This is a genomic window from Allorhizobium borbori, from assembly GCF_014196535.1.
GTDB classification, from domain to species: domain Bacteria; phylum Pseudomonadota; class Alphaproteobacteria; order Rhizobiales; family Rhizobiaceae; genus Ectorhizobium; species Ectorhizobium borbori.
In genome coordinates, this window is record NZ_JACIDU010000019.1 from 38936 (window position 1) to 65171 (window position 26236).

General features: G+C 63.1%; 23 protein-coding genes. 12 read left to right on the forward strand and 11 right to left on the reverse strand.

Annotation, left to right across the window (positions count from 1 at the left end; genetic code table 11):
• The first annotated feature begins 123 nt into the window (after positions 1-123).
• The 10 genes from GGQ66_RS19240 to GGQ66_RS19285 all read left to right on the forward strand — a co-directional run bounded on the left by GGQ66_RS19240 (position 124) and on the right by GGQ66_RS19285 (position 11933).
• On the forward strand, positions 124-1170 hold the full coding sequence (locus tag GGQ66_RS19240; RefSeq protein WP_183794679.1) for a zinc-dependent alcohol dehydrogenase: 1047 nt from the start codon (positions 124-126) through the stop codon (positions 1168-1170).
• The gene (locus GGQ66_RS19245; protein WP_183794682.1) at positions 1167-2168 is read left to right on the forward strand and encodes an NAD(P)H-quinone oxidoreductase; all 1002 of its coding nucleotides are present in this window, start codon (positions 1167-1169) and stop codon (positions 2166-2168) included. The genes GGQ66_RS19240 and GGQ66_RS19245 overlap by 4 nt, the downstream gene beginning before the upstream one ends.
• A complete protein-coding gene (locus tag GGQ66_RS19250) occupies positions 2165-3898 on the forward strand; it encodes an acetolactate synthase catalytic subunit (RefSeq protein WP_183794684.1) in 1734 nt (577 codons plus the stop codon). Before GGQ66_RS19245 ends, GGQ66_RS19250 begins: the two co-directional genes overlap by 4 nt.
• 38 nt (positions 3899-3936) lie before the next feature.
• Positions 3937-5139 (forward strand): ABC transporter substrate-binding protein, encoded by a 1203-nt coding sequence (locus GGQ66_RS19255; RefSeq protein WP_183794686.1) that lies wholly within the window; start codon positions 3937-3939, stop codon positions 5137-5139.
• A gap of 97 nt (positions 5140-5236) precedes the next feature.
• Positions 5237-6124 (forward strand): branched-chain amino acid ABC transporter permease, encoded by an 888-nt coding sequence (locus tag GGQ66_RS19260; RefSeq protein WP_183794688.1) that lies wholly within the window; start codon positions 5237-5239, stop codon positions 6122-6124.
• Between the two features lie 8 nt (positions 6125-6132).
• Positions 6133-7950, forward strand: coding sequence for a branched-chain amino acid ABC transporter ATP-binding protein/permease (locus GGQ66_RS19265; protein ID WP_183794690.1), 1818 nt, complete (start codon positions 6133-6135; stop codon positions 7948-7950).
• A complete protein-coding gene (locus GGQ66_RS19270; protein WP_183794692.1) occupies positions 7937-8641 on the forward strand; it encodes an ABC transporter ATP-binding protein in 705 nt (234 codons plus the stop codon). Before GGQ66_RS19265 ends, GGQ66_RS19270 begins: the two co-directional genes overlap by 14 nt.
• Before the next feature lies 1 nt (position 8642).
• Entirely contained in the window at positions 8643-9452 is an 810-nt protein-coding gene (fabG, locus tag GGQ66_RS19275; RefSeq protein WP_183794694.1) for a 3-oxoacyl-ACP reductase FabG, read from the forward strand.
• A 41-nt stretch (positions 9453-9493) separates the two neighbouring features.
• Positions 9494-10312, forward strand: coding sequence for a shikimate dehydrogenase family protein (locus tag GGQ66_RS19280; RefSeq protein ID WP_183794695.1), 819 nt, complete (start codon positions 9494-9496; stop codon positions 10310-10312).
• A 7-nt stretch (positions 10313-10319) separates the two neighbouring features.
• Positions 10320-11933, forward strand: coding sequence for a GMC family oxidoreductase (locus tag GGQ66_RS19285; protein WP_183794696.1), 1614 nt, complete (start codon positions 10320-10322; stop codon positions 11931-11933).
• Between the two features lie 34 nt (positions 11934-11967).
• Here the strand turns inward: GGQ66_RS19285 and gabD are convergent, their stop codons facing one another.
• The 11 genes from gabD to GGQ66_RS19340 all read right to left on the reverse strand — a co-directional run bounded on the left by gabD (position 11968) and on the right by GGQ66_RS19340 (position 23934).
• The gene (gene gabD / locus GGQ66_RS19290) at positions 11968-13419 is read right to left on the reverse strand and encodes an NADP-dependent succinate-semialdehyde dehydrogenase (RefSeq protein WP_183794699.1); all 1452 of its coding nucleotides are present in this window, start codon (positions 13417-13419) and stop codon (positions 11968-11970) included.
• A 26-nt stretch (positions 13420-13445) separates the two neighbouring features.
• On the reverse strand, positions 13446-14705 hold the full coding sequence (locus tag GGQ66_RS19295) for a pyruvate dehydrogenase complex dihydrolipoamide acetyltransferase (protein WP_183794701.1): 1260 nt from the start codon (positions 14703-14705) through the stop codon (positions 13446-13448).
• Positions 14706-14719: 14 nt separating this feature from the next.
• Complete coding sequence (locus GGQ66_RS19300; RefSeq protein WP_183794703.1) at positions 14720-16909, reverse strand: alpha-ketoacid dehydrogenase subunit alpha/beta; 2190 nt, start codon at positions 16907-16909, stop codon at positions 14720-14722.
• Positions 16910-16940: 31 nt separating this feature from the next.
• Entirely contained in the window at positions 16941-17696 is a 756-nt protein-coding gene (locus tag GGQ66_RS19305) for an SDR family NAD(P)-dependent oxidoreductase (RefSeq protein WP_183794705.1), read from the reverse strand.
• Positions 17697-17715: 19 nt separating this feature from the next.
• Positions 17716-18453 (reverse strand): SDR family NAD(P)-dependent oxidoreductase, encoded by a 738-nt coding sequence (locus GGQ66_RS19310; RefSeq protein ID WP_183794707.1) that lies wholly within the window; start codon positions 18451-18453, stop codon positions 17716-17718.
• A gap of 10 nt (positions 18454-18463) precedes the next feature.
• Positions 18464-18931, reverse strand: coding sequence for a VOC family protein (locus GGQ66_RS19315; RefSeq protein ID WP_183794709.1), 468 nt, complete (start codon positions 18929-18931; stop codon positions 18464-18466).
• Between the two features lie 22 nt (positions 18932-18953).
• On the reverse strand, positions 18954-19655 hold the full coding sequence (locus GGQ66_RS19320) for an ABC transporter ATP-binding protein (protein ID WP_370686392.1): 702 nt from the start codon (positions 19653-19655) through the stop codon (positions 18954-18956).
• A 20-nt stretch (positions 19656-19675) separates the two neighbouring features.
• Positions 19676-20428, reverse strand: coding sequence for an ABC transporter ATP-binding protein (locus tag GGQ66_RS19325; protein WP_183794713.1), 753 nt, complete (start codon positions 20426-20428; stop codon positions 19676-19678).
• The gene (locus GGQ66_RS19330; RefSeq protein ID WP_183794715.1) at positions 20428-21648 is read right to left on the reverse strand and encodes a branched-chain amino acid ABC transporter permease; all 1221 of its coding nucleotides are present in this window, start codon (positions 21646-21648) and stop codon (positions 20428-20430) included. The genes GGQ66_RS19325 and GGQ66_RS19330 overlap by 1 nt, the downstream gene beginning before the upstream one ends.
• A 3-nt stretch (positions 21649-21651) precedes the next feature.
• Positions 21652-22593, reverse strand: coding sequence for a branched-chain amino acid ABC transporter permease (locus GGQ66_RS19335; RefSeq protein ID WP_183794717.1), 942 nt, complete (start codon positions 22591-22593; stop codon positions 21652-21654).
• A gap of 96 nt (positions 22594-22689) precedes the next feature.
• A complete protein-coding gene (locus GGQ66_RS19340) occupies positions 22690-23934 on the reverse strand; it encodes a branched-chain amino acid ABC transporter substrate-binding protein (RefSeq protein WP_183794719.1) in 1245 nt (414 codons plus the stop codon).
• Between the two features lie 282 nt (positions 23935-24216).
• Here GGQ66_RS19340 and GGQ66_RS19345 point away from each other — a divergent pair, with 282 nt between their 5' ends.
• On the forward strand, positions 24217-24951 hold the full coding sequence (locus tag GGQ66_RS19345; RefSeq protein WP_183794721.1) for a FadR/GntR family transcriptional regulator: 735 nt from the start codon (positions 24217-24219) through the stop codon (positions 24949-24951).
• A gap of 102 nt (positions 24952-25053) precedes the next feature.
• On the forward strand, positions 25054-26208 hold the full coding sequence (locus GGQ66_RS19350; protein ID WP_183794723.1) for an iron-containing alcohol dehydrogenase: 1155 nt from the start codon (positions 25054-25056) through the stop codon (positions 26206-26208).
• Positions 26209-26236 lie beyond the last annotated feature (28 nt).

Sequence of the window (26236 nt, forward strand, 5' to 3'; positions counted from 1 at the left end):
CTCTCGACTGTTTGTTATAACAAATTACATATCACGATTTCCACCGACTGCGAAGCATAAATTGCAGCCGGGCAACAGGCGGGGAGGCCTGGGCGATCGGGATCAACAGGGAGGAGGCGCAGCATGATTGCGCTGCGAAAAACCGCCGCCGCGTTCGGTGCGGAACTGGTTCGCATGGCCGCGCCAGCCGTGCCATCGGCGGATAGCGTCATCATCGAGGTAGTCGCCACCGGCATTTGCGGCAGCGACGTCCATGCCTATGAGTGGACGCCCGGCTATGAATTCATGGCCGCACATCTTCCGCTGACGATCGGCCACGAGTTTTCCGGCATCGTGCGCAGTGTCGGCACTGCCGTGACCGAGAGAATGCCGGGTGAGCGTGTCGTCTGCTGGCCGACGATTGCCTGCACCCGCTGCACGGCATGCATGGCCGGACGCCTGCAGCACTGCCCCGAACGCAAGGTCATCGGACTGCACCGCAACGGTGGCTTTGCCCGTTGCGTGGAAGTGCCCGCCCGCAACTGTTTTCGCGTTCCGGACGGCCTCGATCTCGAAACCGCGGCGCTTGCCGAGCCGCTTTCGATCGCCGTCAATGCCGTCGATGTGGCCGATATCGGCGAGGGGGACCGGGTCGTCGTGCTCGGCCCCGGACCCATCGGCCTTGGTGCCGCCTTGGTGGCAGCCCGGCGGGGTGCGCAGGTGCTGATAGCCGGTTTGAATGATACCGCCCGCCTGACCATCGCCCGCGATATGGGCATTGCCGGCGCCGTCGACATCGCAACGACATCGCTCGATAATGCGGTGAAAGCCGCTTTCGGCGACAAGGCAGACCGCGTGATCGAGGCGACCGGGATTGTCGACAGCATCACCGATGGGCTGACCGTGTTGCGGCCGGGCGGCATCCTCACCGCCGCGGGCATCCACACGAAACCGCTCGAACTCGACCTGACCCGCTTCATCCGCGAAAAGAAGCAGCTTCGCGCCGCCCACGATACGACGCACGCTGCCTTTGAGGAAGCGATCAGCCTGCTCTCGGGCAACGCAGACAGCCTTGCCCGCATGATTACCCACCGCAAACCGCTTGCCGAAGCAGCGGAAGCCTTTGCGCTCGCCCGCGCCCGGCAGGCCGTCAAGGTGATGCTGATACCCCCACAGGAGGAAGACCAATGACCGAAACGACCCGCGCCGTCATTGCGGCCCGCCCCGGTGGCCCGGATGTGCTCGAAATCATCGAACGGCCGCGCCCTGTTCCCGGCGACGGAGAACTTCTGGTGCGCGTTGGCGCCGCCGGTATCAACCGGCCGGACGTGATGCAGCGGCAGGGCAATTATCCGCCCCCGCCCGGCGCATCCGACGTGCTGGGACTGGAACTCGCAGGCATGGTGGTCGCGGTCGGTCCCGGCGTCACCCGCTTCAAACCGGGCGACCGGCTGATGGCGCTCGTTCATTCCGGTGCCTATGCCGAATGGGCCGTGGTGCAGGAGGCTTCCGCCCTGCCCGTTCCCGATGGCATGTCAATGATCGAGGCCGGTGCCTTTGCCGAGACTTATTTCACGGTCTGGAGCAACGTTTTCGAGCGCGCCGGGTTGAAACCGGGCGAAACGCTGCTCGTCCACGGTGGCACCTCGGGCATCGGGGCGACGGCGACGCTGCTCGCCAAGGCGCTCGGCTCGAGAGTCATCGTCACCGCCGGTTCGGACGAAAAATGCGCGGCAAGCCTCGCGCTCGGGGCCGACGCCGCCATCAACTACCGCACGCAGGATTTCGTGACCGCCGCCCGTGACCTGACGGACGGACGCGGCCCGGACGTAATCCTCGACATGGTCGGCGGCGACTACATCGCCCGCAATATCGAAGCTGTCGCCGTCGACGGTCGCATCGCCCAGATTGCCTTCCAGCAGGGATCGAAAGCGGAGGTGGATTTCCTGCCGCTTCTGATGAAGCGCGTCACCTTCACCGGCTCGACGCTGCGCGCGCGACCGCTCGCCATGAAAGCGAAGCTGGCGCAGGCACTGGAAGAGCGTGTTTTGCCGCTGCTGGCGGCCGGTATTGCGCGGCCACCGATCGATTCCACATTCCCGTTCGAGAAGGTGCGCGATGCCCACGCCCGCATGGATGCCGGTGCGCATGTCGGCAAGATCGTCCTCGTGATGGAGCCGACAGCATGAACACGATCTCCCGTATTCCCGCTGCGAACGCCACGGGCGCGCATCGTCTGGCCGCCGCCCTTCAGCGCCACGGCGTCAAGGAAATCTTCGGCCAGTCCATTCCCTCCGCGCTCTTCCTTGCCGCACCCGACTACGGTATCCGCCAGATCGGCTACCGCACGGAAAACGCCGGCGCGGCCATGGCCGACGCCTTCGCCCGCATTTCGGGCAAGGTGGCCGTGGTGACGGCCCAGAACGGCCCGGCGGCCACGCTGCTGGTACCCGGCCTTGCCGAAGCGCTGAAGGCCTCGATCCCGGTGGTTGCCATCGTGCAGGATGTCTCCCGCCGCTTCACGGACAAGAACGCCTTCCAGGAACTTGATCATTTCGCGCTGTTTCAGGGCGTGGCGAAGTGGGTGCGCCGTGTCGCCGACGCCGCTCGCATCGACGATTATGTGGACATGGCGTTCACGGCAGCGGCAACGGGCCGCGCCGGCCCTGCCGTTCTGCTCGTACCGCTCGACGTGCTGGACGAACACCCCGGTTTCGACCCCGCCGCGCCACACCGAAACGCCACGCTCGGCACCTTTCCACTCGATCGTGTCTCGGCAGATCCGTCCCGTATCGCCGAAGCGGCCGACCTGCTGGCCGCTTCCGCCCGCCCCATCGTGATTGCCGGCGGCGGCATTCATTCTTCGCAGGCATGGCGCGAACTTGCCGCACTTCAAGACCTCGGCCTGCCCGTTGCGACAACCGTCATGGGCAAGGGTGCAACTGATGAAACGCATCCGCTTTCGGTCGGCATCGCCGGTTATTTCATGGCGCCGGGCGCGCGCGCCTCGCATCTGCGCGATCTCGTGACGGATGCGGATGTGGTGTTCCTCGTCGGCAATCGCACGAACCAGAACGGCACCGATAGCTGGTCGCTCTATCCAAAGGACGCCCGCTATATCCACCTCGATATCGACGGCAACGAGATCGGCCGCAATTTCGAGGCCTTGCGGCTTGCGGGCGATGCCAAACTGACGTTGACCGCGCTCGTGGCGGCGCTGAAGACCGGCGATCTTTCCGGTCTCGCCGCCCGCAGGCCGCAACTGGAAGAGAAGATCGCCGCCGCCCGTGCGGCCCATGCCGAAGACCTGCGCCGGCTGGTCGATATGGACGCCAAGCCGATCCGCCCCGAGCGCCTGATGGCCGACCTCGACTTGGTTCTGGCGCCGGAAACGATCACCGTCGCCGACGCCAGCTATTCCTCGATCTGGATCGCAAACGGGCTGACCGCCCGCAAGGCGGGGCAACGCTTTCTCACCCCGCGCGGGCTTGCCGGTCTCGGTTGGGGCCTGCCGTTTGCGCTCGGTGCGAAGGTGGCGCGGCCTGACGCACCGGTCGTCTGCCTGACGGGCGACGGCGGTTTCGGCCATGTCTGGGGCGAGCTGGAAACGGCGCGGCGCATGAAGCTGCCGGTCGTCGTCATCGTGCTCAACAACCAGATCCTCGGCTACCAGAAACATGCCGAACTCAGCTTGTTCGGCGGGTTCACCGATGTCTGCCATTTCGAACCGGTGGATCATGCCGCGATTGCGCGGGCAACAGGCTGCGCGGGCGTGCGGATCGAAAATCCGGCCGATTTTCTGCCGGCGCTGAAGGCGGCACTCGCGTCGGATGCCGTGACCGTTCTCGATGTCGTCACCGACGAGCGGGCCCATCCGCCGATCACCTCTTTCGAGGGCAGGGAGGCTCTCGACTACTGACCATTTCAACGCTTGCGACCGTTCCAAGGGAGGAAAACATGAAACTGTCGTCTTTGCTGAAAGCTACCACCGCCGCCGTGTTTCTGACGGCTGGCGCCGCCCATGCCGATGTCAAGATCGGCTCGCTCTATCCGTTCAGCGGCCAGCTTGCGCTTCTTGGGGAGGAAAGCGCGCGCGGTCTGGAAATCGCCGTCGATGAACTGAACGCCAAGGGCGGCATCCAGGGCGAGAAGATCGTTCTGGTGCGCGGTGACGCCGTGGACAACAATCAGGCCATCGGCGAGGCCCGCCGGCTGATCTCGCTCGAAAAGGTCGCCGCGATCTTCGGTTCCTATTCCTCCGCCCGCTCGATTGCCGCAAGCCAGGTGGCCGAGCTTTCCGGCATTCCCTATTTCGAACTCGGCGCGGTGGCCGACGAAGTGACGGGCCGCGGGCTGAAATATCTCTTCCGCACCAATCCCTACGCCCTGCACATGGGCGAGATGATCATCGACATGACGGTGAAGAAGGTTGCGCCGGCACTCGGCAAGAAGCCGGAAGACCTGAAGGTCGGCATCATCTATGAGGATTCGAGCTACGGCACCTCGGTTTCGAACCACCAGAAGGAATTCGCCAAGAAAGCGGGACTGAACGTCGTCGTTTCCTCCGGCTATCCGTCGAACACGGTCGACATGTCATCGCTGGTGCTCGAACTCAAGCAGGCGGGCGTAGATGTGGTGCTCCAGACGGCCTACCAGAACGATGCAGTTCTCTTTCTCCAGCAGGCTGGCGAACAGGGCTTCAAGCCCGGTGCAGTGATCGGCGGCGGCGGCGGTTACTCCACCCAGCCGACGGCGGACGCCGTGGGCCACGACAAGATCGAGGGCGTGCTCGACGTCGATTTCACCCAGTATCTCGTCAACACCAAGGCGACGCCCGGCCTTGAAGGCTTTGTGGAGGCCTACAAGAAAAAGTATGGCATTTCCCCCCGCTCCGGTCACTCGCTGACCAACTACATGGGCTCGAAGGCCATCCTCGAGGCGCTCGACAAGGCCAAGGGTTTCGAACCCGACACCATCGTCGAGGCAGCGAAGGCGATCGACATTGCCGACGGCACGACCGCAACGGGCTATGGCATCAAGTTCGGCGCGAACAACCAGAACGATCGCGCCAAGATGATGGGCATGCAGTGGCAGGGCGGCAAGCTCGTCGCCGTTTACCCGGATGAGGCCGCTACGGCACCGATGAAGATCGGCAAGTAAGGCCCGCGACCGGGCGGCCTCACCCCGCGCCGCCCGGTCGATCATCTCCAACCCTTGCGAAGGACATTTCCTTCGCTGGAACCGGCTGCGAGGCGTGATGGAAACTTTTCTGCAAGTGCTTGCCAACGGTCTGATGCTCGGCGCGCTGTTCGCCATTGTCAGCATAGGCCTGACCCTGATCTTCGGCATCGTCAAGGTCGTCAACTTCGCCCATGGCGAATTCCTGATGATCGGGATGTACCTGACCTTCGTGGTGACCGGCTGGCTCGGCATTCACCCGCTCTATACAATCGTCATCGTCGCACCGCTGCTGTTCCTCGCAGGTGCGGCCACGCAGCGCTTCATCATCCAGCCGCTGATGAGCGCCCGCGACGACCATATCCAGATTTTCGCCACCGTCGGCCTGTCAACGGCGCTGATCAATCTCGCGCTGCTCATCTTCGGCGCGGATATCGCCAATACGCCCTCGGGCGGATTGCGCACGCCGGTCGAAATCGGCCCCGTGCGCGTCCTGTCCGGACAGTTGTTCATTCTGATTGCCGCAATTGCGCTCGTCATCGGCCTGCGTCTCTTCCTGCAAAAGACGCAGACAGGACGCGCGATCCGCGCCGTCGCCCAGAACCGTGCCGCCGCCCAGCTCATGGGCATCAACGTCAACCGCATCTACGTGCTGACCTTCGGCATCGGTGCGGCCTGCGTCGGTCTCGCCGCTACGCTGATTGCGCCCCTTTATCCGACCTCTCCGAACATCGGCACCTACTTCGTGCTGACGGCCTTCGTGGTCGTGGTGCTGGGGGGCCTCGGCTCCATCGGTGGTGCCTTTGTCGGTGCCATGGTCATCGGGCTGATCGACAGTTTCTCCGGTTTCTACATCGGATCCGATCTCAGAGAAGTCGCCGTCTTCGGCGTGTTCCTGCTGATCCTCATCCTGAAGCCGTCCGGCCTTTTCGGCAAAAGCCTCAACCTCTCTCACGTATCGCCATGAGGAAGCCCATGACAGATACCACCGCCGCAAGCCTCGCCGCCCCGGCCGCCGACAAGCCAGCCGCCGGCCGGCCTCGCCGCAACCTGATCGCGCTTGTCCTGTTCCTGGCCGCGATATTCCTCGTTCCGGTCGCCATCGGTGATCAGTTCGTCTATCACGTCTTCATCACCATCTGCCTGTTCGCCGGTCTTTCGACCGCGTGGAACATCGTCGGCGGCTTTGCCGGCCAGCTCTCGCTCGGCCATGCCATCTTCTACGGCATCGGTGCCTATGCCGGCATCATCCTGATGAACATGGGCATTTCACCCTGGATCGGCATGTTCGCCGGGGCAGCGGTCGCCGTTGTTGCCGCCATCGTCATCTCCTATCCGTGTTTCCGCCTCAAGGGACCGTTCTTCGCGCTCGCCACCATCGCCTTTCTGGAAGTGTTCCGCGTTCTGGCGCTGCATTTCTCCGGTTTGACCGGCGGCGCCACCGGTCTGATGATCCCGCTGAAACTCGGCTGGGAATGGATGGTATTCCGGGAGCGCCTGCCCGCTCTTGTCATCGTCTATGGCATGATGCTGGTGTCGCTCGCCGCTGCCTGGTGGATCCGCTCTCACCGCCTCGGCTTTTATCTCGTCGCGACCCGCGAGCGTGAAAGCGCGGCCCAGGCGGCGGGCGTCTCCACCGTCAAGGTGCGGCTCATCGCGGTATCGGTGTCGGCAGCGCTCTGCGCCATGTTCGGCACCTTCCATGCCATGTACCTGACCTTCATCGAGCCTGCGGCGATGTTCTCGCTGACGACATCGATCCAAATCGCCATGTTTGCGCTTATCGGCGGCATCGGAACGGTGTTCGGCCCGCTGATCGGCGCGGTCTTCCTCGTGCCGGTTTCCGAACTGGCGCGCGGCTGGCTCGGCGCTCATGCGCTCGGCCTGCACGGCTTCGTCTATGGCATCGTGCTCGTGCTCGTGGTTCTCTTCATGCCGAACGGGCTGATGGGCGCGATGAAACGCATGTTCGGCAAGGCCGAGCCGGAACGCGGCGTTCAGGCGGCCTCCGTTGCCGCGACGCCGCGTGCTTCGGAACGGCCCGCCATCGGTCATGAAATCATGGTTGCCGACCATCTGGACAAGCATTTCGGCGGCCTGCATGTCACCAACGATGTGAGTTTCAGCCTGAAGGAGGGCGAGATCCTCGCCCTGATCGGCCCGAACGGCGCTGGCAAGACCACGGTCTTCAACATGCTCTCCGGCTTCCTGACGCCGGACAGTGGCGGCGTGAAGGTGCGCGACGCCGCCGGGAACTTCGTCTCGCCGACGACCCCGGGTGATTTCGCCGCCATCGGTGTCGGCCGCACCTTCCAGATCGTTCAGCCCTTCGCAGCCATGACGGTGGAGGAAAACATCATGGTCGGCGCCTTCCATCGCTTCCACGATGTCGGCGATGCCCGCGAAGCCGCCCGCGAAACAGCGCACCGCATGGGTCTCGGCCCATGGCTGAACGCCGAAGCAAGAGGACTGACCATCGGCGGCCTGAAGCGGCTGGAAGTCGCCCGCGTCATGGCCATGCAGCCCCGCATCCTGCTGCTGGACGAAGTGATGGCCGGTATTAACCAGACCGATGTACGCCGCGCCATCGACCTGATGCTGTCGATCCGCGACACGGGCGTATCGATCATCGCCATCGAACACGTCATGCAGGCGGTCATGTCGCTCTCTGACCGGGTGATCGTGCTGAACTCCGGCCAGATCATCGCCGAAGGCAAGCCGCAGGATGTGGTGCGCGATCCCACCGTGATCGAGGCCTATCTCGGAAAGGAATTCACCCATGCTCACGCTTGAGAACATCCATGCCGGCTACGGCGCGACCACTATCCTCCAGGACGTTTCTCTCCATGTCACCGCCGGCGAGGTGGTGACCATTGTTGGCGCAAACGGCGCGGGCAAGACAACGACGCTGCGCACCATCGCCGGACTGATCCGGCCATCCTCGGGCAAGATCACTTTCGAAGGCGAGGACATCACGAAGCTTTCCGCGCATGAGACGGTCGAACTCGGCGTGACCCTCATCCCCGAAGGACGACAGCTCTTCTCCGACATGACGGTGCTCGAAAACCTGCTGATGGGCTCCTACCGCAAGGCGGCCCGTGCCGCCCAGCACGACACGCTGGATTATGTCCTCTCCCTTTTTCCGCGCGTGAAGGAGCGTCTGGCCCAGAACGCCGGCTCCCTTTCCGGCGGCGAGCAGCAGATGGTGGCGATTGCGCGCGGCATGATGGCGAAACCGAAATTGCTGATGTTCGACGAGCCCTCGCTCGGCCTTGCGCCGATCATCGTGCAGCAGGTGTTCGAGGTGATCGACACCATCGTGAAAACCGGCGCGACTGTGCTCATCGTCGAACAGAACGTGTTCCACACGCTGAAGGCTGCCGACCGCGGCTATGTGCTGGAAAACGGAGAGATCGTTCTGACCGACGATGCCGAGGCGCTGCTGAGCAACGATCACGTAAGACAGGCCTATCTGGGAATCTGACATGCCGAAACAGGAAGAGAATGCCGCCGAATTCGTTTACCGCCAAAGCCACGCCGGCCGCCGTGTCCTCGTAACCGGAGCCGGGCGCGGCATAGGCCGGGCCATTGCGCTCGGCTTTGCAGCGCGCGGCGCAGCCGTCGGCGTTGCCGACATGAACGAGACCGACATTGCCGAAACCGTGGCGCTCATTGCAGCTTCCGGCCACGGCAAGGGCGTGCCGCTGATGCTCGATGTCGCAGATTATCCCAGCGTGGAAAAGGCTCTGGCCGAAGCGGCAATTCTCATGGGTGGAGCCTTCGACACGGTCGTCAACAATGCCGGCATTTCCCCCAAGCATGATGGCGTCGCCCACAAGGTATGGGAAATGGACCCCGCCGAGTGGGACCGCGTCGTGGCGGTCAACCTCACCGGCGCGTTCAACACCATTCGCGCGCTCACCCCTTCCATGCGGGAGGCCGGGCGCGGCTGGATCGTCAACCTCTCGTCCGTCGCCGGCAAGACCTATTCACCGGTGGTCGCCTGCCATTATGCCGCGACGAAATCGGCCCTGATCGGCTTCACCAAGCACCTCGCAGCCGAACTTGGGCCTCACGATATCCGCGTCAATGCACTGGCGCCGGGTCGCATCGAAACGCCGATGGTGCGCGGCGTTGCCGGCACCGTGAACGAGGAGCAGGTGCGGCTGACGCCGATGGGCCGGCTTGGCCAGCCGGGGGAAGTGGCGGATGTCGCCGTCTGGCTCACCTCACCGGAATCGAGCTTCGTCACCGGCCAGACCATCGACGTCGCCGGTGGCCTTTATATGACCTGAAACGGGCTGCTCCCAACAGCCCGCACACCCTGGAGAATGACATGACCAATCCATCCGAACGCCAGATCACGGGCAATACCCGCATCTTTGGCATCGTCGCCGACCCGATCTACCATGTGAAGACGCCACAGGTGATGAACGCGAATTTCGCCCGCCTTGGCATCGACGCCGTGCTGATCCCCATCCACGTCAAGCCTGAGGGGCTGGCCGCCGTCGTGGCAGGCCTTGCGAGCATGGAGAATTTCGGCGGCCTCATCGCCACCGTTCCGCACAAGCCGGAGATCATCAATTTGTGCGACGAAGTGACGGGAGAGGCCCGCCACATCGGCGCGGTCAATTGCATCCGCCGCGATCCGGATGGCCGAATGGTCGGCGCAATGCTGGACGGCACCGGCTTTGTCGAGGCGTTGAAAACCGTGACCGGCTTCGACCCGCAGGGCAAGAGCGCCTTCGTGGCCGGTGCCGGCGGTGCCGCTTCGGCCATTGCCTTTGCGCTCGCCAAGGCCGGCGTCACCCGTCTGACCATCGCCAACCGCACTGAAGCCAAGGCCCAGGAACTCAGTGCGCGCATCCGCGCCGTCTATCCGGCGATCACAATTTCCACCGATGCCACGACGGTCGCCGATCACGAGCTCGTCGCCAACGGCACCTCGCTCGGCATGAAGGAAACGGATGCACCGCCGGTCGATTTCGACCAACTGCATGCGGACCAGGTCGTCGGTGACGCCATCATGCAGCCTGAAATGACGCCGCTGCTGCGCGCCGCACAAGCCAGGGGCTGCCGCATTCAGCTTGGCAAACCCATGCTCGAATGCCAGATCGAACTGATGATCCGGCATTTCAACATCCTGCCACAATAACAATCCCATGGCGACAGAACTCGAAGCATATGATTACATCATCGTTGGTGGCGGCAATGCCGGCTGTGTGCTGGCCAACCGCCTGACGGAAGACGGCCGCCACCGCGTGCTGCTTCTTGAAGCCGGTGGCGAGGCAAAGAGCCCGTGGATCGGCATTCCCGCCGGCTTTTCGAAGCTGCTGGTAAACCCGGTCTATAACTGGCGCTTCCAGACGGAACCCGAGGCCGCCACCAATAACCGTATTATCGCGGTGCCCCGTGGCAAGGGGCTCGGCGGCTCGACGCTCATCAACGGCATGATCTATGTACGCGGCCAGCCGCAGGACTATAATGGCTGGGCGCAGCGTGGCTGCACCGGCTGGAGCTTTGATGACGTGCTGCCCTATTTCCGCAGGGTCGAGGATTATGACGGCCCGGAAAGTCCGATGCGTGCGCGTGGCGGTCCCCTGCCGATCACCACCGTTTCGGAACGACCGGTGATCGGGGAAGCCTTCATTGCGGCGGCACAATCTGCCGGCCACGCCCGCAACCCGGATTACAATGGCGAGCGTCAGGACGGTTTCGGCTATTATCAGGTCAACCAGCGGAACGGTCGCCGCGCCGATGCGGCAGAAACCTATCTGAAGCCGGTACGAAACCGCCCGAACCTCAATGTCATCACGGGCGCGCATGTGCTGCGTATCGATTTCGAAGGCAAGCGCGCCATCGGTGTCACGGCACGCATCAAAGGCACCGACCGCCGCTACCGGGCAAGGGCAGAGGTGGTGCTGACGGCGGGAGCGGCCCAGACACCGCAGCTTCTCGAACTGTCGGGCGTCGGCGATCCCAACCGCCTGCAAGGGCTTGGCATTCCTGTCAGGCATGAGCGGCGGCAGGTCGGTGAAAACTACATCGACCACTTCTGCACGCGCATGAACTGGCGGGTGAAACAGCCGGTGACGCTGAACGAGCAGACCCGCGGCCTCGCGCTCGTGAAGGCGGTGGCGCAATACGGCCTGACCCGCAAGGGCATCCTCACGCTCGGCACCGGACTGGTGCATGGTTTCGTGCACACCCGCCCCGGACTGGAAGGTCCGGATGTGCAATTCTTCTTCATGCACGCAAGCTACGCCAATGCCGCCGAACGGATTCTCGACACCCGGCCGGGCATGACGATTGGCGTTTCGCAGATGCGGCCGCATTCGCGCGGCTCGATCCACGCCAAATCACCGGATCCGTTCGCGGGGCCATCCATCCGTCCGAATTTTCTGGCGGAAGAAGAGGACCGACGCGCGATGGTGGAAGGCATGAAGATCGCCCGGCATATCGTGGAACAGGCGCCGATGGATGCGTTCCGCGAGGTGGAGATGAACCCCGGTTCGGATTGCCGCTCCGATGCCGACTGGCTCGATTTCGCCCGCCGTGATGGCCAGACGATCTACCACATCTGTGGCACCTGCCGCATGGGCAGCGACAGGGATGCGGTCGTGGATCCGCAATTGCGGGTGCACGGGCTGGCAGGCCTGCGCATCGCCGATGCCTCGATCATGCCGACCATCGTCTCCGGCAATACCCAGGCCGCCGTGTTCATGATCGCCGAAAAGGCCGCAGACATGATCCTGAAAGACGCAAAGGCCGCCTGATTGCTCAGGCGGCCCTTACTCAGATCGGGTCGGCTCAGTTTACGCCGCCGAGGCAGACATATTTGATCTCGATGAAGTCATCGATGCCGTAACGGGAGCCCTCACGGCCAAGGCCCGACGTCTTGACGCCGCCGAAGGGCGCTTCCGCCGTCGAGATCAGGCCGGTATTGACGCCGACCATGCCATATTCCAGTGCCTCCGCCACACGGAATACCCGCGCCAGATCCCGAGCGTAGAAATAGGAGGCAAGGCCGAACTCGGTGTCGTTGGCCTGCGCGATCACGTCCGTCTCATCGCTGAAGCGGAAAAGCGGTGCGACCGGGCCGAAGGTTTCCTCCGTCGCGACAGCCATTTCCTTTGTCACATTGGCGAGAACAGTCGCCTCGTAGAACGTGCCGCCGAGCGCATGCGGCTTGCCGCCCTGAATAATGGTCGCGCCCTTGGAAACGGCATCGGACACATGCTCCTCAACCTTTTCCAGCGCCGCCTCGTCAATCAGCGGCCCGAGAATCACACCCTCGTCGAAACCGTTGCCGGTCTTCAACCCGCCGACGGCCTTGGCCAGCTTGTCGGCAAAGGCATCATAGACGCCGTCCTGCACATAGATGCGGTTGGCGCAAACGCAGGTCTGGCCATTGTTGCGGAACTTGGCGATCAGCGCACCCTCAACCGCCGCGTCGAGATCGGCGTCGTCAAAGACGATGAACGGCGCATTGCCGCCGAGTTCCAGCCCGAGTTTCTTGATGGTCGGGGCCGATTGACGGTAAAGCTCCGCGCCCACCTCGGTCGAGCCGGTGAAAGTCAGCTTGCGAACGACGGGGTTCGAAGTCATTTCCGCGCCGATTTCACTGGCAGAACCGGTGATGACCGAGAAAAGCCCGGCCGGCAGGCCGGCCCGCTCACCCAGAACGGCAAGGGCAATTGCCGAAAATGGCGTCTGGCTGGCCGGCTTCAACACCATGGCACAACCCGCAGCAAAGGCAGGCCCGGCCTTGCGGGTGATCATGGCGTTCGGGAAGTTCCACGGCGTGATCGCCGCAACGACGCCGATCGGCTGCTTCATCACCAGAATGCGCTTGTCCTTCTGGTGGCCGGGAATGATGTCGCCATAGATACGTCGCGCTTCCTCGGCAAACCACTCGATGAAGCTTGCGCCATAGGCGATTTCCCCCTTGGCCTCGGCCAGCGGCTTGCCCTGTTCCAGCGTCAGGATACGACCGAGATCGTCCTGGTTCGCCATCATCAGCTCGAACCACTTACGCAGGATGCCGGCGCGTTCCTTGGCGGTCCGGGCCGCCCATTCCTTCTGGACTTTCTCAGCCTCGGCGATCGCCTTCCTGGTTTCCGCCGTGCCGAGTTTCGGTACGTGGCCGATCACGGCACCGGTTGCGGGGTTCGTCACCGCGATGCCCGCACCGTTCGCCTCGATCCATTCACCCGCCACGTAGGCCGCCTGACGCAACAGGCTTGGGTCCTTCAATTGCATTGCAGTCTCCTCCAGGTCATTCCGGCTCATACGAGCAGGTTCATTGGTTCCTCGATCACCGTCTTGAAGGCGGCCAGAAGCTGGGCGCCCAGCGCGCCGTCCACGGCCCGGTGGTCAACGGAAAGTGTCACTGACATCATGGTTGCAAAGGCAAGCTGGCCATCGCGTTCGACAGGCCGGCGCTCCCCCGCACCGACGGCAAGAATGGCACTTTGCGGCGGGTTGATGATAGCCGAAAACGACTTGACGCCATACATGCCGAGATTGGAAATCGAAAAGCCCCCGCCCTGAAATTCCTCGGGCTTCAGACGGTTCTCCCGTGCCCGTGCGGCAAGCGCCTTCATTTCCGCCGAAATTGCACCGAGGCTCTTGCGGTCGGCCTGCCGGATCAGCGGGGTGATAAGCCCGCCATCCGTCGCAACGGCCACCGCGATATCCACGTCCTGAAGTTTCAGGATCGCCTCTTCGGTCCAGACGACATTGGCATCGGGAACCAGGCTCAAGGCAGCGGCGCAGGCGCGAATGACAAAATCATTGACCGAAATCCGCTCGTCCTTCGGTCGCTTGGCGTTGATTTCAGCCCGCAAGGCCAGAAGCGCATCGATATCGCAATCAGCGTTCAGGTAGAAGTGCGGTACGGTTTGCTTGGCTTCGAGCAGGCGACGCGCAATCGTCCGGCGCATGGAGGTGTGCGGGACTGCCTCGTGCGGGCCGATGCCGGGCGGAACACCTTTCGGCGCGGCGGACATCGGCTGCGCTGCCGCCGCCGAGACAGGAGCAACGACCGGGGCCGACTGAGCGGCCCGCTCGACATCGATCCTGACGATCCGGCCCTTTGGTCCGCTACCGGTGAGCCCATCGAGCGCAACACCCCGGTCGGCGGCCAATCGCCGGGCAAGCGGAGACGCGGCATGGCGAACTGTGTTTTCGGCAAGCGCGGCCACGGCGGCCAACGGCTTGGTTGCCGCAACGGCCGGCGTCAGGGCCGCCGTCACCGGAGCCCCGGAAACCGGCGCGACCGGCCCGGCAAGAACGCTGGCATCCTCCCCCTCGCCAAACAGAAGCGCGATGGCCTGATTGACATTGGCACGCTTGCCATCGCCCACCAGAATGCGCCCGAGCGTGCCATCGGCTTCCGCCTCCAGCTCCATCGTTGCCTTGTCGGTCTCGACTTCGGCGAGAAGATCGCCCTTCTTCACGGTCTCGCCTTCGGCCTTCAACCATTTGGCGATGACGGCATCTTCCATTCCCGCCGAGAGGGCGGGCAGAACCACTTCGATCGGCATGTCGCTCTCTCCTCTCAGCCCTGAAGGGGCAGCCCTTGCGCAGCCATGACGGCGCGCAACCCGGCTTCGATATCCTGCGGGCGGGCGGCGGCAGCAGCTTCAAGAACCTTGGAAATCGAAGGCGAAGCTTCGGCCCCGTGAACACGCGTAATCGGCTGGTCCAGCCAGTCGAAGACACGGCGCTGCAACTCATCGGCCAGCCAGCCGCCATAGGAGGTGCCGGAAGCACCCTGTTCCACGATCAGCACATTGCCGGTCTTGCGGATGGAAGCCTCAACCGTTTCCCAGTCCAACCCGGCTCGGTCGAGCGTACGCAGGTCGATGACTTCGGCATCGACGCCGAGCGCCTCGACCACCTTCAGCGTCTTCTCGACCATGGCGAGATAGGTGATGACCGTGACCGTCGAACCGGGGCGAACGACCTTCGCCTTGCCGAGCGGAATGAAATAGTCGAGATCATCCACCGGGGCCGGCCCCTTGGAAGCGTAGAGATCAACATGCTCCAGAACGAGCACCGGATCGCGGCACAGAAGCGCGGAATTCATCAGGCCGACATAATCGAACGGCGTCGACGGAGCGACGATCCGCCAGCCTGGCGCTGTGGCGAAAATGCCGGCGGGGTCCATGGAATGCTGCGAGCCGTAGCCCGTACCCATGGCAACCTTGGTGCGAAGCACGACCGGCATGTCGCTGTCGCCGCCGAACATGTGCCGCGCCTTGCCGATCTGGTTGAACACCTGATCGGCCGCCACCCACATGAAATCGGGATACATGAATTCGATGACCGGCAGAACACGACCGTCCGCCGCCATGCCGCCCGCAATGCCGGTGAAGGCGTTTTCGGAAATCGGCGTGCCCAGCACCCGGTCCGGAAACTCTGCGGAAAGGCCTCGCGTGGCCCCGTTGGTGCCGCCCTTGAGGCGATGAACATCCTCGCCGAGCACGACGACGCGCTCGTCGGTCGCCATACGCCGCCCCATTACATCGGCTACCGCATCGATGAACTTGGCGTCCTCGACGATCTTGCCGGAGAAGCTTTCACGTTCCTCGAAACGAACGTCTCTGAACTCTGAGAGATCGCCACGAAGGCCGAAATCGCGGAAGCTTTCTTCCGGCCATAGCGCGGGAACGATCCGGCGCTTGCCCTCATGCATCTCGATCAGCTCCCCGGCCACCTCGTCCATCAGCGCCACGCAGCGTTCGCGCAACGTCCGAACGGCATCCTCGCCGAGCACCTGACGCTCCTGAAGCACCTTGGCCAGCGCATCGAGCGGATCGCGACCGCGCCATTCCGCCTCCTCTTCCTTGCTGCGATAGCCGAAGGCGCTGCCCGGCAGTGGGCCGTTCTGGTGGAAATAGCGGTAGACATCCGCCTCGATGATCGTCGGCCCGTCACCCGCGCGCATGATGGCATTCGCCTCTTCGCTCGCAAGCCAGACCGCGATCGGGTCCATGCCGTCCACCTTGAAGGAGGGAATGCCGAAGGCAAGACCGCGCGAGGATAGCCGCGATTCCGCCGTTACCTCATCGACATGGGTCGAGACCGCATACCGGTTGTTCTCGATGAAGAAGCAGATCGGCAGCTTCCACACAGCCGCCACGTTCATGGTTTCCAGAACCGAGCCGATATTGGTCGCGCCATCGCCGAAATAGGTGTAGACGACGTCGCCCGTGCCCGCCTTGCGGTGCGCCCAGGCCGCACCTGCGGCCATCGGCACGCCACCACCGACGATGGCGTTGGTGCCGAGATTGCCGGATTCGGCCCAGCGAAGGTGCATGGAACCGCCGCGCCCACGGCAGAAGCCCTGCGAAAGCCCGAGGATTTCGGCAAGCGTACGCCGCGCCAGCGTGCGAATATCGCCGCTGAAGGCCGTCTTCGGGTCGATGCCCTGCTGCGCCACATAGCCGAGCGCCTTGGCGAGAAACTGGTGGTGCGCGCGGTGCGAGCCATTCACCTGATCGCTTGGGCGCATGGTGATGGCGGAACCGACCGCCCCGCCCTCCTGACCGATGGCGGAATGGGCCGGACCGTGCACCAGGCCCTGCCCCGCCAGTTCCAGCACCTTTTCTTCAAAGGCCCGGATGAGATGCATTTCGGCGAGCATCGTGCCGCCAAGTGTTGCATCAAAGGCGGCGCGATCGGCGGCAGTGGGCTTGATTTCCCGCCAGAAGCTTTTCGGAAGAAGGTCTTGATATTCGGGCATGTCAGTCTCCGGTCTTGGAGCAGGAAAAGGGTCAGGCCGCCAGGAAGCCGCCATCGACCGGCAGGATGGTGCCGGTGATGTAGCTCGCCATGGAGGAGGCCAGGAAAATCACGGGATCGACGACTTCGCCGGTCTCGCCGATGCGCTTCATCATCACGCGGTTCATGAACCAGTCGGCGCCACCGGGACGGTTGAGCTGGGCGACGGCCATCTCGCTCATCATGATGCCGGGCGCTACCGCATTGACACGGATGCCGTGGGGGGCGAGATCGCGCGCCATGACCTGGGTCAACGAACGGATCGCCCCCTTGGACACCACGTAACCCGCGGTCGAACCACCGGCGACGAAGCCGGCCACCGAGCAGAGATGCACGACGTTGCCCTTGGCGGCCTTCAGCGCCGGCACGAAGGCATGCGACACGTTGAACGCACCCTCGAGATTGACGCCGATCACCCGGTCCCACACATCCGCCGCCTCGGGCTGGTCAAAAGCGGCGCGGCCGGCGACACCGGCATTATTGACGAGCACATCGAGCCCGCCGAAGCGGCCCAGTACACTTTCGGCAAAGGCCTTCACCGCAGCGCGGTCGGTCACATCCAGCGCATGGCCTTCGGCTTCGAAACCATCCGCCGCGATGGCCGCAGCCTGCGCTCTGGCCGCCTCACCGTCGATATCGGCGAGCACGACGCGCGCGCCCTGCACGGCCATGCCGGCGGCAATCGCCGCACCAAGGCCCCGGCCAGCACCGGTCACCAGCACCCGCTTGTCTTTCAGAAGTCCGGTCATTTCTCCCCCTCCTGGCCCATCAGGCCATGTAGATGCCGCCATTCACCTGGATCGTCTCGCCAGTGATGAAGCTGGCGGCGGGCGAACACAGGAAGGCGATGACGGAGGCGATTTCCGATGGCTTGCCGAGCCGCTTCAGCGGTGTCTGTGCCATCGTCTCGTCCATCCGGGTCTTGAGCAGTTCGTTGATCATCGGCGTTTCGATGATGCCGGGCGCGACACCGTTGACGCGCGTCTTCGGCGCAAGCTCGCGCGAAAGCGCACGCGTCATGGACACCATCGCCCCCTTGGTGGCGCCGTAATGGGCGTTCACGTAAGCGCCGCGATAGGCCGCAAGCGAAGCGATCGTCACGATGGACGAATTCTCCTTCAGCGCCGGCAGTGCCCGCTTGCAGAGATAGAAGACACCGTCGAGATTGATGGAGATTGTTCTCTGCCAGTCGGTATCCGTCATTTCGGCAAAAGGCTTGGCCTGATAGATGCCGGCGGACGGCACGAGGAAGTCGATACCACCGAAACGCTGAACGGCGAGATCAACCGTTTTTTGCGCGTCATCAGCACTTGAGGCATCGGCCTTGATCATGGCGATGCGGTCAGGATCGCCGAGTGTGGTGGCAAAACCGTCGAGTGCTGCGAGGTCGATATCCGTCAGGACCAGATTGGCGCCTGCGGCGTGATAGAGTTCGGCGATAGCGCGACCGATGCCGCCATTGGCGCCGGTGACGACGAGGGTGCGGTTTTCGAAATCGAATGTCATGGCGCTGTCCTCACAGATCGCTGCGATAGGCTGCGATGTCGTCGTACTGGACGACCTCGATAATGTGGCCTTCCGGGTCTTCCACGAAGGCAAGCCAGGTGCCCGGTCGCACCTCAATCGCCGTGGGACCCGTCATCGACACCGCGCCGTTGGCGACGAGGCGATCCAGAAGCCCCTGCAGATCATCGACGATGAAGGTGACGTAGCTCGATCCGGCCCGTTCGAGGATGAGGCCTTCGGCGGCATTCGAGTTCGGCGTGCGGTCGGGGCAGAGCAGCTTGATGCGCTCGCCTTTCTGCGTCTGGAGACGCACGACGGTATAACCTTCCCGGCACATGGCGGCGGCCTCGGCCTTCGGGCCCGGCACATGAATTTCCGAAACGAAGGCAAGCCCGAGCGCGTCCTCGTAGAAGGCGCGCATCCGCTTCAGGTCGCGAACGGCGAGGCCGATTTCAAGCGGCGCGGTCATTGTGGTCATTGTTTCCTCCCTGGCTGAGCCGTCAGACGGCGAGCCATTCCTCCATCAGCTTTTCGTTGGATGTCAGTTCGCCAGGCGTGCCCTCGAAAACGATCCGGCCATGGCCCATGACGCACACGCGGTCGGAGACCTTGAGCGCGATGGTAAGCTTTTGCTCCACCAGCACGACGGATACGCCACGCCGATTGATGTCGCGGATCATGTCGGCAACGACAGCGACGATCTTTGGCGCCAGCCCTTCGGTCGGTTCGTCGATCAGCATGACGAGCGGATTGCCAAGCAGCGTGCGGCACATGGTCAGCATCTGCTGCTCTCCGCCGGAAAGGCTGCCGGCGCGGGTGTTGCGACGTTCCTTGAGGCGCGGAAAATAGTCGAACATCTGCTCGACCGTCCATTTCGTCGCGCCGGATGCACCGCGCTGGACGCCCATCTGAAGGTTCTCGTCCACACTGAGGTTCAGGAAGATTTCCCGTTCCTCCGGCACGAAGCCGATCCCCTCGCGGCAGATCCGGAAAGGTCGCTCACCAGCGATGTCGCGACCGTTCAGCAGCACTTCGCCACCGGTCGGCGAAACGAGCCCCATGATCGCCTTCATGGTGGTGGAGCGGCCGGAACCATTGCGGCCAAGCAGGCTGATCGCCTCGCCCCGGCGCAGGTTGAAGCTGACGCCCTGAAGAATGTGGCTCTTGCCGTAATGGGCGTGAAGATCACGCACATCCAGCATGATGTCGGACGACGCGGTCATTAATGCACCTCCTCACCCAGATAGGCCTCGCGAACGCGGGCGTTCTCGCGGATTTCCTTCGGCGTTCCGGTGGCGATGATCTCGCCATAGACCAGCACCGAAATGCGGTCGGCCAGCGTGAACACGACATCCATGTCGTGCTCCACGATCATCAGCGTCCGGCCCTTGGTGATCTCGCGGATGAGGCCGACGGTGTAATCCGTCTCCTCCTGCGACATGCCGGCCATCGGTTCGTCGAGAATGATGACGCGCGGATCGGAGGCGAGCGTCATGCCGATCTCCAGAGAGCGTTGTTCCGAATAGGAAAGCTGGCTGGCAAGCGTTTGCGCCCGCGCCGTGAGACGCACCTGTTCCAGTAGCGTCTCGACCTCGGCGCTGACTTTCTTCAGCCCCGACACCGGGCGCCAGAGAACGAACTGGACATTGTGCCGGCGCATGACGGCAAGCCGGATGTTCTCGAACACCGTGAGGCCGGGAAAGATGTTGGTGATCTGGAAAGAGCGGGCCAGCCCCTTGCGGTTGACGGTTGCTGGCTCCAGTCCGCCGATCTCCTCACCATCCAGCACGATGCGACCGCTGCTCGGCGCGAACTGCCCGGAAATGAGGTGGAAGAGCGTCGATTTGCCCGCGCCGTTCGGACCGATCACCGCATGGCGCTCGCCCTCGTGCACGGCCAGGTTCACGCCCCGGATGATATGGGCCGGACCGAAGGACTTGTTGAGGTCTTCGAGACGGAGAATGTCTTTCGTCATCATGCCTCTCCCGCGGCCTTGGCCGTGTGACGGTTGACGATGAGGGTGAGAGCGACGCCGGCGCCAAGCAGGGCAAGCGGCACGATCCAGGTGGTCGCCGCAAACGGTAGCCACTCGCGACCGAGGAAGGTGACCGGCGGCCAGTTGCCGAGCGAGACGGTCGCCTTGTAATCGCTGGAGAAGAAGCGCTGGGCGAGTTCGATGGCGGCGATGGCGCCGAACGCGATCAGCACGAGCCCGGCCAGACGGAAAAACAGCGGCCCGATGGCAAGATGTCGTGATTTGCGGTTCTTCAGCCATTCGGCGGCCTCACCGACGATGCCACGCGGCAGGAACATCATGACCAGCACGAAGATCAGTCCCTGATAAAGCAGCCAGGTGCGCGTCATGTCAGAGGTGACATGGCCGAAGAAGGTCATGACCGCGGCACCGATGGCCGGACCAAAGAATGTGCCGACGCCACCGATGAAGCTGTTGAGAACGACCGTCGTCGAAATCCCTGCATCGAAGACGACATAGTTGGCGGCTTCAATGTTCACGGCCTGAAGAGAACCGGCAATCCCTGCGAACATGGCCGAGATGGTGAAGACCGCCGTGCCCAAAGCGTGGGTATTGTAGCCGAGGAAACGCAGGCGGTGGGTGTTCTCGCGCAGGCCGAGCGTCAGGCGGCCGAACGGGGTCAGCGTCAGGAGATAGAGGAGCAGAATGGAACCGACGACCCAGGCCAGCACCAGGTAATAGACCTGGATGGTCGAGCCGAAGTCGAAGCCCCAGGCCGCCATGCGGAAGGATGAAATGCCGGCTTCGCCACCAAACGTGTCCTTGAGATGGGGTGCAAGTGCGTGCAGCAGTTCGGCGAGCGCCAGCGTGATCATCGCGAAATAAACCCCGGCCCGCTTGGTCGAGAACCAACCCGCACCGATACCGGCAAGAAGACCGATGCCCGCGCCCGCCAGCGGGATGAGCGGGGTCGGCAGCAGCCCCTCGCCATTGAAGGCGTTCATGGCATGGACGGCGGCGAACGAGCCAAGCCCGAAATAAGCGGCGTGGCCGAAGGACAGCATGCCGGCCTGACCGCACAGCAGACTGAAGGCCGAGGCGAAGAGGGCGGCGATCAACATCTGGATCGCTGCATTCGTCATGGATTCCGAGACGAGATAGGGCAGCACGGCCAGAACAGCGACCACGGCAAGAACGAGAAGGGAGCGCTTGAGGGTCATGACTTATTCCTTCTCGCCCAAAAGGCCGCTGGGCCGCGCCAGAAGCACGAGAAGCATGAGGAAGAACGGCAGCGTCGCGGCGACGCTCGACAGTTCGAGGACGAAGATGCCGCCGACATCGCGGGCGAGATCACCGAGCCCGATGAAATCGAGAAGGCTGGCGATGGACACTTTCACACCGACAGCAAGCGAGGTGACGACGCCGATCAGCAACGAAGCGATCATGGCGCCGCCGAGCGAACCGAGGCCACCGACGACCACCACCACGAAGACCATGACACCGAGTTCAAGCGCCATGTTGGGATTGGTGGTGTAGAACGCACCGGCCACCGCACCAGCCAGACCGGCGAGAAAGGCGCCAACGCCGAAGACACCCATGAACACCATCGGCACGTTGTGACCAAGCGCCTCGACCATGCGCGGACGGTAGATGGCCGAGCGCACGACGATGCCGATGCGGGTGCGGGTCAGCATAAGGTAAAGCAGGGCGAACATCATCAGCGCGACGCCGCCCATGAACAGGCGATAGAAGGGATAGCTGCCGCCGCCGATCTCGAAGGCGGAGAACTGGAGTTCGGCGGGCACCCGGTATTCGACGGGGAAATTGCCATAGAAGATCTTGATGATCTCGGCGATGACCACCGAGAGACCGAACGTGACCAGAAGCTCGTGGGCATGACCATAGGCATGCACGCGGCGCAGTATGACCCGCTCCACCAGAATGCCCAGGCCCGCAACGATGAGCGGAGCAAGGATGATGGCCAGCCAGAAGCCGGTGAGCGGCTGCAGCGTGTAGGCGAGATAAGCCCCGAGCATGTAGAACGAAGCGTGGGCAAAGTTCAGAACGCCCATCATGCCGAAGATGAGGGTGAGACCTGCCGACACCATGAAGAGCAGCAGCCCGTAGATCGCTCCGTTAAGGAGGGCAAAAAGTATCTGATCCATTGTCCGGTCCGTGATTAAAGACGCCGCGCGGCAGGCGGGGCCGTTCGCCCGCAAGCGAACGTCCGGCCCCACACCACCGGGAGGAGGAGTTTGCGATCAGCCCGGACGCTGCATCGAGCAGGTGGACTGCACGGGATCGATGGACTCGGCACCGGTAAAGGACTTGATGGGCAGGAAGCCGAACTCGGTGCCGTCCGCCTTGACCTTCGCTTCCTTCGACACCGTCTGCACCACCATCGGGAACTGGGCCTGATGGTCGTCGGAGCGCATGGAATAGTCGCCCATCGGCGTCTTGACCGTGGCCTTTTCGATCGACAGGGCGATTTTTGTCGTGTCGATCTTGCCGCCGTCGAGCTTCACATCCTTGAGCGCTTCGCCGAACAGCATCAGGCCGAAGACGGCGGCGGGCTCGACATAGGCCGGGTAGTGGCCGGTCACGGCCTTGTAGTCCTCGGCAAAGACCCTCGTGGCGTCGCCGTTGGCTTCCGGGTTGAAGGGTGTCGATACGACATGGCCTTCAGCGATTGCGCCGGCATTGCCGATATTGCCTGGCTGGTCGAGGAAGGCCGTGGCAAAGCGCGCCTTGAGGCCCGCGCCACTGGCGGCCTTCATCAGCAGAAGCAGGTCGTTCGACCAGTTGCCGGTGAAGACGGTATCGACATTGGCGGCCTGGATCTTCGCGACATAGGGCGAGAAGTCCTGGATCTTGTTGACCTCGTGCAGGGTCTTGTCGACGACCTCGTAACCGATCTCCTTGGCATTGGCGACAACGGTGTTCTCCACGTCCACACCCCAGGAATAGTTCTGGTCAATGGCATAGGCGCGCGTGCCAAGAATGCCCTTGCCCTTCATGCCGAGCGCAACCGTCTTGAACCGGATGGCAGCGTTGGGGCTGAAGCGGAAGTGGTAGAAGTGGCACTTCGCACCCGTGAGTTCGAGCGCTTCGGCGCCGAGATTGAGGTAAAGGACTTCCTTGCCCTTGTTGCGCAGGTTGAACTTGCGCACGTCTTCGGTGATCTGGCCGGCGACAGCCGACGACGATCCCTGAAGGATGATCTGCGCGCCATCGGCGATGGCTGCCTTTACCCGATCCGCCGCGCCCACCGGGCCGCCCTGATTGTCATATTCGACAAGCGCGATCTTCTCGCCGTTGAAACCGCCCGCCGCGTTGATCTTGCCGATCTGGTACTGAACGGCCGTGCGATAGAGCAGACCGGTGGAGGCCTGCGGGCCGGATAGAGTTTCGACAAGCGCGATCTTGAGCGGCTCCGCTGCAGCGGCTCCAGCCAGAGCGATGGTGGCGCAGGCGACGCCCGCACGCAGAAATGCGTTGAAAGTCATGCTTTCCTCCTCAGGGACTGGAAGACCCCTCCGTCTTCCGTTGCGCAGAGTCCTAAACTGAACTGGCCTTACCAGTCAACAAAGAAGTAATACCAAAATTGAAATTTCCATTTAGTATTTGTTTATGTATTGTTTTTCGTACATCACGACGTGACATACCATGCCCGAAACCACGCTGTTGGCGTCGAGTTTGACCGGTGTTGGGTTGACTTGTTAGACCGGTTTCAGCATCCTTTGTCACGAATACCACCGGTATTATCCGGCTGGCCGGAAAGGTGATTGATGAAAAAAACGTCTGGCCATCTGCCGCAGGAAATCGCTCGGGATCTGGAGCGACGCATCAGCGTCAACGAGTTTCCGGTCGGCGCCAAACTGCCGAGCGAACGAGAGCTTTCGGCCGAATATGCCGTAAGCCGACCCGTCGTGCGCGAGGCGCTCTCACAGTTAAAGCTGGAGGGGTTGGTGGAGGCCCGCGCCGGTAGCGGTGTGTATGTCGTCGATGAAAGCGGCACGCGGGCGTTTCGCGTCCAGCCAGTCGTGGTGGGTGAAACCCGTTCGCTCGACCAACTCATGGAGCTTCTGGTGACGATCGAGGTGGCGGCAACCCGTATTGCAGCCGAAAAACGCACACCCGAGGATCTGAAGAAGATCAAGCGCGCGCTGATCGGCATGGAATATGCGATCGCCAGCGACCGGCTGGGTGATGAGGAGGACTATGCCTTTCACGACGCCATCGTCGCGGCTACCCACAATCCGCATTTCGTGGCGCTCTGCAAGCATCTGGAATTCGGCGCCCGGCAGGTCATCCGCCAGGCCCGCGCCAACACGAAGATGCATCTCGCCGACCTGATGCAGGACGTGCAGAACGAACACAAGGCGATTTACGAGGCCATTGAGCAGGGCAATCCGGAGCGGGCAAGTTTCGAGGCCGAGCGTCACCTGAGAAACGCCCGCGAACGGCTGCGGCTTTATCTCGACAGCCCCGCAGAGAAACCCGACGTGGCGAAACTGGCCTGACAATTCAGGTCGTGACAGGTGGCGAAAGTTGCGGGGAAGAGACGCAACCGATCGCCGGAGAAAGGCGCATCGCGCCGCAATCAGTGCTCAAGGGAGGTAACATTGAGCTTCGAATTCATGACGACACCGCGCCTCATTCTGAAGGCTGGCGGACTGGATGATCTGGGCACGTTGATGGCAGGCCTTGGCGTGACGCGGGCTCTGGTTGTGTGCGACCCCGGCATGGTCGCCTGCGGTTTCGCCGAACGGGCCCGTGCCTCTCTGGTAGCGGTCGACCTGACCGCCGAGATTTTCGCCGATGTGCAGGCCGATCCGCCCATGGCGGTGGTAAACCGTGCGGTCGACATGGCGCGAGGCTTCGGCGCGGACGGGATCGTCGGTCTTGGCGGCGGCAGTTCGCTGGATACAGCCAAGCTGGTGGCGCTTGCGGCCCGCACCGGCCAACCGCTTGACGACATGATCGGTACCGACAAGGCGACGGGACGGCGCATGCCGCTCGTTCAGGTTCCAACCACCGCCGGCACCGGCTCCGAAGTCACATGGGTCTCTGTCGTAACCTCGGACAACCATGAGAAAAAGGCGATCTATGCGCCGCAATTGCTGCCGGATATCGCCCTTCTGGATGCAACCCTGACACTTGGAATGCCCCGGCACATCACGGCAGCGACCGCGCTCGATGCGATGGTGCATGCCATCGAGGCCTCGACGAGCCGGACCCGCAAGAACATGCTGGCCGACACAATGGCCGAAAAGGCGCTGACGCTTCTGGCCGGAAATTTCCGCCGCGTTCTCGACGTGCCGTCCGATCTTGCCGCACGCGAGCAGATGCTGCTGGGCGCGACCCTGGCCGGCATGGCCTTCGTCAACGCCAGTGTCGGCGCAGTTCACGCCCTCTCCTACCCGCTTGGCACGGGCTTCCACGTACCGCACGGCCATGCCAACGCGCTCGTGATGGGACGGGTTTTCCGCTTCAACATGCCGGCGGCGGAAAACGAATACGCCCGCCTCGCAACTCATGTGCTGCCCGGCCGGCATTTCATTTCGCCCGGGCAGGCTGCCGCTGCGATGATCGATGAACTGGAAGCCATGTTCGCCGAAAGCGGGCTTGAAACACGCTTGTCGAAGCTTGGCGTAACAGAAGCCGCGATCCCGGACATGGCCCGTGAGGTCGTGGAAAAGATCAGCCGCCTCATCGCCGCGAACCCGCGCGACATGGACCTGGACGACGTACAGTCAATCTACCGCGACGCACTATAGGGTTGGCGGTATTACCGGTTTGGCGCCG

What these genes read in the sequence shown, in the direction of transcription:
- GGQ66_RS19240 (WP_183794679.1), top strand. Translation starts at nt 124, where the DNA reads ATGATTGCGCTGCGAAAAACCGCCGCCGCGTTCGGTGCGGAACTGGTT.
- GGQ66_RS19245 (WP_183794682.1), top strand. Translation starts at nt 1,167, where the DNA reads ATGACCGAAACGACCCGCGCCGTCATTGCGGCCCGCCCCGGTGGCCCG.
- GGQ66_RS19250 (WP_183794684.1), top strand. Translation starts at nt 2,165, where the DNA reads ATGAACACGATCTCCCGTATTCCCGCTGCGAACGCCACGGGCGCGCAT.
- GGQ66_RS19255 (WP_183794686.1), top strand. Translation starts at nt 3,937, where the DNA reads ATGAAACTGTCGTCTTTGCTGAAAGCTACCACCGCCGCCGTGTTTCTG.
- GGQ66_RS19260 (WP_183794688.1), top strand. Translation starts at nt 5,237, where the DNA reads ATGGAAACTTTTCTGCAAGTGCTTGCCAACGGTCTGATGCTCGGCGCG.
- GGQ66_RS19265 (WP_183794690.1), top strand. Translation starts at nt 6,133, where the DNA reads ATGACAGATACCACCGCCGCAAGCCTCGCCGCCCCGGCCGCCGACAAG.
- GGQ66_RS19270 (WP_183794692.1), top strand. Translation starts at nt 7,937, where the DNA reads ATGCTCACGCTTGAGAACATCCATGCCGGCTACGGCGCGACCACTATC.
- fabG (WP_183794694.1), top strand. Translation starts at nt 8,643, where the DNA reads ATGCCGAAACAGGAAGAGAATGCCGCCGAATTCGTTTACCGCCAAAGC.
- GGQ66_RS19280 (WP_183794695.1), top strand. Translation starts at nt 9,494, where the DNA reads ATGACCAATCCATCCGAACGCCAGATCACGGGCAATACCCGCATCTTT.
- GGQ66_RS19285 (WP_183794696.1), top strand. Translation starts at nt 10,320, where the DNA reads ATGGCGACAGAACTCGAAGCATATGATTACATCATCGTTGGTGGCGGC.
- gabD (WP_183794699.1), bottom strand. Translation starts at nt 13,419, where the DNA reads ATGCAATTGAAGGACCCAAGCCTGTTGCGTCAGGCGGCCTACGTGGCG.
- GGQ66_RS19295 (WP_183794701.1), bottom strand. Translation starts at nt 14,705, where the DNA reads ATGCCGATCGAAGTGGTTCTGCCCGCCCTCTCGGCGGGAATGGAAGAT.
- GGQ66_RS19300 (WP_183794703.1), bottom strand. Translation starts at nt 16,909, where the DNA reads ATGCCCGAATATCAAGACCTTCTTCCGAAAAGCTTCTGGCGGGAAATC.
- GGQ66_RS19305 (WP_183794705.1), bottom strand. Translation starts at nt 17,696, where the DNA reads ATGACCGGACTTCTGAAAGACAAGCGGGTGCTGGTGACCGGTGCTGGC.
- GGQ66_RS19310 (WP_183794707.1), bottom strand. Translation starts at nt 18,453, where the DNA reads ATGACATTCGATTTCGAAAACCGCACCCTCGTCGTCACCGGCGCCAAT.
- GGQ66_RS19315 (WP_183794709.1), bottom strand. Translation starts at nt 18,931, where the DNA reads ATGACCACAATGACCGCGCCGCTTGAAATCGGCCTCGCCGTTCGCGAC.
- GGQ66_RS19320 (WP_370686392.1), bottom strand. Translation starts at nt 19,655, where the DNA reads ATGCTGGATGTGCGTGATCTTCACGCCCATTACGGCAAGAGCCACATT.
- GGQ66_RS19325 (WP_183794713.1), bottom strand. Translation starts at nt 20,428, where the DNA reads ATGACGAAAGACATTCTCCGTCTCGAAGACCTCAACAAGTCCTTCGGT.
- GGQ66_RS19330 (WP_183794715.1), bottom strand. Translation starts at nt 21,648, where the DNA reads ATGACCCTCAAGCGCTCCCTTCTCGTTCTTGCCGTGGTCGCTGTTCTG.
- GGQ66_RS19335 (WP_183794717.1), bottom strand. Translation starts at nt 22,593, where the DNA reads ATGGATCAGATACTTTTTGCCCTCCTTAACGGAGCGATCTACGGGCTG.
- GGQ66_RS19340 (WP_183794719.1), bottom strand. Translation starts at nt 23,934, where the DNA reads ATGACTTTCAACGCATTTCTGCGTGCGGGCGTCGCCTGCGCCACCATC.
- GGQ66_RS19345 (WP_183794721.1), top strand. Translation starts at nt 24,217, where the DNA reads ATGAAAAAAACGTCTGGCCATCTGCCGCAGGAAATCGCTCGGGATCTG.